Below are 1594 nucleotides of genomic sequence, written 5' to 3'. Positions count from 1 at the left end.
CATAAGTCTCGACCCCTAAAGTTTCGATTTCCTTTTTTAAAGCTACAATTTCTAATAAAGGGGTTTGGTGGTATTTTTCTTTTAAGGCTGCGATCTTTTGTTCGTTTAAAGCGATTTGTTTAGCGTAATAACCTAAACCTTCTAAACCATAAAAAGTATAAACTGCTTCTATCATGGGCGTGCCTGCTTCCTTAACTCCTGGCATCATCCATTTACCTTGGTTATTTAAAGATGGTTGGTTTTCTTTAGTAATGGGATAACTTTGTCCTTTTTGCCCTTTGATATCTATTATTTTAAAAGTTTTACCACTATCAATATATTCAGTTCTGTCTGCTATGTCTGCGGTTTTAAACCATTCTCTTTTTACCTCAACAGTTGAGGCAGGAATAGGCCCCACAGGAGTTTTTTTAGGACTGAATATGACCGCTAAAATTATAACCATAATGAATAATAATAAAAACCCTAAAGTACTAAACATAACAATAAATAATAAACGTTTTTTTGACATAATATTTTTTTTAGAACTCCTTTTTTTAATGATTTATTAATAATAATAACATAATAACAATAAAATGAATAAACTATTTTGGATATGGTTAATAATGATTATAAGACCACCAACTTTTAATATTTTTCCAGGTTTCGCTCCAATCATCTTTGTCAGTATTTTTAACGAAAGTAATACCTTTACCTATTGCTCCGCCTATGCCTGAACCAACTGCAATACCACCAGGTCCAGCCAGACCACCAATAACGCCTCCTACAGCTGTAGCACCTGACTCAATAACTGTATCATTTAATTTATTTTTTGCTTTATCCCATAAATCTTTTTTATGCTTTAATTGTTGTTTTAAAGCCTCGTTGATTGTTTCCAATTCTTTATATTTTGCAACTTGCTTATCTAACTCTTCTTGTGTCTCTTGATGAGCGGTTTTTTCATCAGCTAATTCTTGTTTGGATTTGGCGACCTCAATGTTTAAACCAGCGATTATATCCTAAGATGTTGGTTTTCTTCCCCTAAAGTAGTATTTTTATCTTCTAGATCTTTAATAGTTTTATCTAAGGTTTGAATATGAGTTTCTAAATTTTTAATTTTTTGCCCTTGTTGGACATAAAGATCCATTTGTTGTTTAATGATCGCATTTAAACGGTTAATTTCCGTTGCTTGTGCTTCAATAGTTTTTTGTAATGCATTTATTTCTTCATCTTTTTGTTTAATAGTATTTTGTAATTCTTTTTCGTGTTCTTCTAATTGTTGGACTCTTTCTTTAGTAATTTTTAACGCTTCTTGTTTGATAGTTAATTGATTTTGAAGAGCTTGGTCAATATTACCATTTTTTTCTAAATCAGCTTTAATTTGAGTAATTTCCTGGATTAAGTCTTCATTTTCTTTATTTTTCTCAGCCAATTTCACTTTTACTTGATTTAAATCATAATGATATTTCTCTTTTAAATTAGTGTTTTCTTGTTCTAATTGTTGAATATTAGTTTGATAACCTTGTTCTTTAAGTGCTAATTTTTTTTGTTCGTCTTTTAATTTTTGAATATGCGCTTCTTTTTGACGAATAGCTTCTTGTAAACCTGGATTATTAGT

1 protein-coding gene and 2 pseudogenes are annotated in these 1594 nt (G+C 30.1%); all 3 read right to left on the bottom strand.

What is annotated here, in order from left to right:
* Positions 1-508, bottom strand: a pseudogene (locus RI01_RS02165) (hypothetical protein); the annotation flags it as partial.
* Positions 509-596: 88 nt separating this feature from the next.
* Positions 597-875: a hypothetical protein gene (locus tag RI01_RS02160; RefSeq protein ID WP_017193027.1), complete on the bottom strand. Its 279-nt coding sequence runs from the start codon at positions 873-875 to the stop codon at positions 597-599.
* Between the two features lie 113 nt (positions 876-988).
* Positions 989-1594: pseudogene (locus tag RI01_RS03670) on the bottom strand (hypothetical protein); the annotation flags it as partial.

This window comes from Italian clover phyllody phytoplasma str. MA1 (assembly GCF_000300695.1).
Classification (GTDB): Bacteria; Bacillota_I; Bacilli_A; order Acholeplasmatales; family Acholeplasmataceae; genus Phytoplasma.
The sequence above is the reverse complement of the archived record's forward strand: the minus strand, read 5'-3'. Positions and strand labels throughout refer to the sequence as shown.